This is a genomic window from Lentzea indica (genome assembly GCF_012184385.1).
Taxonomy (GTDB): domain Bacteria; phylum Actinomycetota; class Actinomycetes; order Mycobacteriales; family Pseudonocardiaceae; genus Lentzea; species Lentzea indica.
In genome coordinates this window covers 1-3,386 of the sequence record NZ_VSRL01000459.1, presented here as the reverse complement: position 1 = coordinate 3,386, position 3,386 = coordinate 1, and the positions used below count along the sequence as shown (strand labels likewise).

At 68.3% G+C, this 3,386-nt stretch carries 3 protein-coding genes; 2 read left to right on the top strand and 1 reads right to left on the bottom strand.

The features are described from left to right. Positions 1-46: 46 nt before the first annotated feature. On the bottom strand, positions 47-970 hold the full coding sequence (locus FXN61_RS48310; protein ID WP_167980473.1) for an AfsR/SARP family transcriptional regulator: 924 nt from the start codon (positions 968-970) through the stop codon (positions 47-49). 264 nt (positions 971-1,234) lie between these two features. On the opposite strand from FXN61_RS48310, the gene FXN61_RS48305 reads away from it, so the two are divergent. Further along, positions 1,235-2,440: a nucleotide sugar dehydrogenase gene (locus FXN61_RS48305; RefSeq protein WP_167980472.1), complete on the top strand. Its 1,206-nt coding sequence runs from the start codon at positions 1,235-1,237 to the stop codon at positions 2,438-2,440. After that, the coding region (locus tag FXN61_RS48300; RefSeq protein WP_167980471.1) for a hypothetical protein at positions 2,437-3,386 on the top strand (950 nt) is incomplete at its 3' end. The genes FXN61_RS48305 and FXN61_RS48300, both read left to right, overlap by 4 nt.

Here is a 3,386-nt window from a genome sequence, read left to right as displayed (position 1 = left end):
AATTCGGCCGACGCCACTTTAGGCAGAGGGAGGAACTCAGGAAAAGCTATTGATCTGTGGCGCAAAAGCTCATTTCAGGCAGGTCGGGTGTACCTGTGTACCTGGGCACAGGGCGAGGCGGCACCAGAGCGTCCAAATCCGATAACAGGTTCTCACGTCCGACGAATACGTCGACGTCGTGCGGCAAATAGCGCGGTCCCGGAGTTCGGACCGGCGGAGACTGTTCGTGCCGGACTCGCAACCGTTCGTGCAACGCGTTCAGCTCCGCCTCGGAACCGTCGCCGATCTCGTTGACGATCCGGCGCCGGATCCGCACCAGATAGCTCAATGCCTCGTGAGCCCTGCCCAGTCCGTACAACGCAGTGAGCCGGTGCTTGGCGAGCAGGATTTCCAGATCGTGTTCCGGCGGGATTTCGTCGAGGTGGTCGAGCATTCGGGCGTAGTCGCCGAGCTTGCCGAGTCCGTAGAGCAACGCGTGGGAGGCGCTCAGGTAGTAGCTGCGCACGAGGTGGTCACGCCGTCGTGCGGCCGGTTCGCTGTCGAGGTCCGCCAGCGGTTCGTCGCCCCACAGCTCCAGCGCCTCCTCGACCAGCGCGCACGCGGCCTGGTGGTCGGTGCCGCCGATCGCACGAGCGCGGTCCACGAGCTTGCGGAACACGTGCAGGTCGATGAGGGAACGGTCGATGTCGAGGCGGTACGAGCGTTCCTCGTTGCGCAACGTGAACCGCACACCGGTGCGTTGCAATGCGGCGCGGATGCTCGTAATGGCCGTATGCACGGTCGCGTGCAGATTGGCCGGGCGGCGTTCGGGCCACACCCAATCCGCGATGGAGTTCACCGAAATCGCGTTGCCGGCGTTCAGCAACAGCACCGCGAGTACCGCGCGGGCCTTGGGTTTGCCCCAGTCCGCGACAAACTCGCCGTCGACGCGCACGCGCGTTCGGCCGAGGATCTTGAACGCGATCTCCACCGGTGCCACCCCTCCCCGGGCGCACGACTCCCAGCAAGCAGTGTGCCGGGTTCACGCGAGGCGATCCAGGTTTGTTGTCATTTCGAGTCGCTTATTGTCCACAAATCGCGGACAGCTATCGGAAAGCGCCATCAGTCCATTTCGAGTGGAAGACGATCACCCGACCCGTCCTCACCTGGGCGTTCAGCGGCAGGCACATCGCGCGGAAAGGGTTCGGGCAGAACCGCGCCCCAGCCTGGTGCCACACCGATCAGGGGAGGTCAAATGGACACCGTCGTCATCGGGCTCGGCTTCACCGGACTGCCGGTCGCCGTCGCCGCCGCCACCGCCGGTCTGCGCGTGCACGGCGTGGACGCCAGCGCCGACCGGGTCTGGCACATCGCGGCCCGCACGCCAGGCTGCGGGCTCACCACCGTGGATGAGGCCGCGCTCTCCGAAGCCTTGAAGTCCGGCCTGTTGTCGTTGCGGCACAACGAGATCATTGCCGCCGACAACTACGTCCTGTGCGTCCCGACGCCGCAGGACCGGCACGGCGGACTCGACACCGAGATGCTCGTCGACGCCGTGAACCGCGTCGGCGCGGTGCTGCGGCCCGGCGCACTGGTGATCGTCCAGAGCACCTGTGAGCCGGGGACCGTCGAGGACGTCCTCGCGCCACGGCTGGAAAGGGCGTCCGGCCTGAAGGCAGGCCTCGACTTCCACGTGGCGCACTCGCCGGTGCGCACGGACCCCGGCAACACGACGCCGACGCCACGGGTCGTCGCCGGTCTCACGCCGGCCTGCGCCGAACGCGCGGTCGCACTGCTGCGACGGCTCTCCGCCGAAGTCGTCACGGTCAGCACACTGCGCGCCGCCGAGTTGACGAAGATTTTCGAGAACACCTTCAGAATGGTGAACATCTCACTGGCCAACGAGCTCGCGGCGCTGTGCCGGGCGCAGGGCGTGAACGTGCACGAAGTGCTCGACGCGGCCGGCAGCAAGCCGTTCGGGTTCCTGCGGCACCGGCCGGGTCCCGGCGCGGGTGGTGACTGCATCCCGGTGTCCGCGGGATTCTTCACCGCCAGCGCGCGCCGCCACGGCCTGCACTCGCCGGTCGTCGACGCGGCCATCTCGGTCAACAACGCGATGCCCGCCCACACCCTGCATCGCGTGCGCGTCAAGCTCGCCGAACTCGGGGTGCCGATGCGGCACGTCCACGTGCTCGGCGTAACCTACAAGCCCGACGTGGCCAACGTCCGGCAGTCACCCGCGCTGCGGGTGATCAACGAGCTGAGCCGCGAGGCGGTCGTCACCTACCACGACCCGTTCGTGCCGAACCTGGTGCTGGACAACGGAAGCATGCTCACCAGCCAGCCGGTCGACACGCCGGCGGACGTCGTGCTGATCATGACCAGGCACGCCTCGGTATCGCCCGGCACCACCACACCGGTGATCGACTGCACGGCCGGTGACGCCGTGCTGGCCGCGTGAACGGGATGTGGGTGGACGCGCCGGTCGGTCCTCGGGCCGACCGGCGGGTGACCGTGGCGGGCTGCCGGACCGTGCTCGCGCTCATACCGCACGTCGTCGCCGGTACGCGTCTGATGGATGTGCTTGATCTGCTCAAGGCGGACCAACGGGTTCAGGTCGTTTGCACAGTGCCTGATACACACGGGATCTCGTACGGCACGCACGAGTTTCTGCAACACCACGGCGTGCTGACGTTGCCGTGGCGGCAGGCGACCGGCCTGGAGTTCGATCTCGTACTGGCTGCGAGCCGGCGCGACCTCGAACACGTGCTCGGTCCGGTCCTGGTGCTGCCCCACGGCGCGGGCGCGTTGAAGTCGCGCCGGCTCACCGGGCACGGACTGGACCGCCACGAGTTGATGCGCGGCGGCCGGGTGACGGCCACGGCGCTGATCCTCAGCCACGATGACGAACTGCGCGTGCTCGAACGCTCGTGCCCCGAGGCCGTGCCGCACGCGGTGGTCGCGGGCGACCTGTGCCTGGACCGGCTGCGGGCGAGCCTGCCGCACCGGGCGGCCTATCGGGCGGCACTGGGTGTCAGACCGGACGAAACACTGGTCACGATCAGCTCGACGTGGCGGCCAGACTCGACGTTCGGGAGCAGGCCGGAGCTGTATCGGACAGGTGACTTCCGCAAGGCCGTGGTCATCCATCCGACGACGTGGTCGGTGCACGGTCCGTGGCAGGTCCGCGCGTGGCTCGCTGACCGTCCCGACCTGATCATCATCCCTCCGGAGGAGGGCTGGCGGGCCGCGGTGATCGCGAGCGACCAGGTGATCGGCGACCACGGCAGCGTCACGCAGTACGCCGCCGCGATCGGTGTCCCCGTCCGGCTCGCGACCAGGGCCCCGGTGCGGCCGGGCAGCCTCGCGGACCTGGTCGCCCAGGGCACGGCCAACCTCGCGGCACG

Bases quoted from the DNA above. Each gene is read 5' to 3' on its own strand.
- FXN61_RS48305 (WP_167980472.1), top strand. From the start codon at position 1,235: ATGGACACCGTCGTCATCGGGCTCGGCTTCACCGGACTGCCGGTCGCC.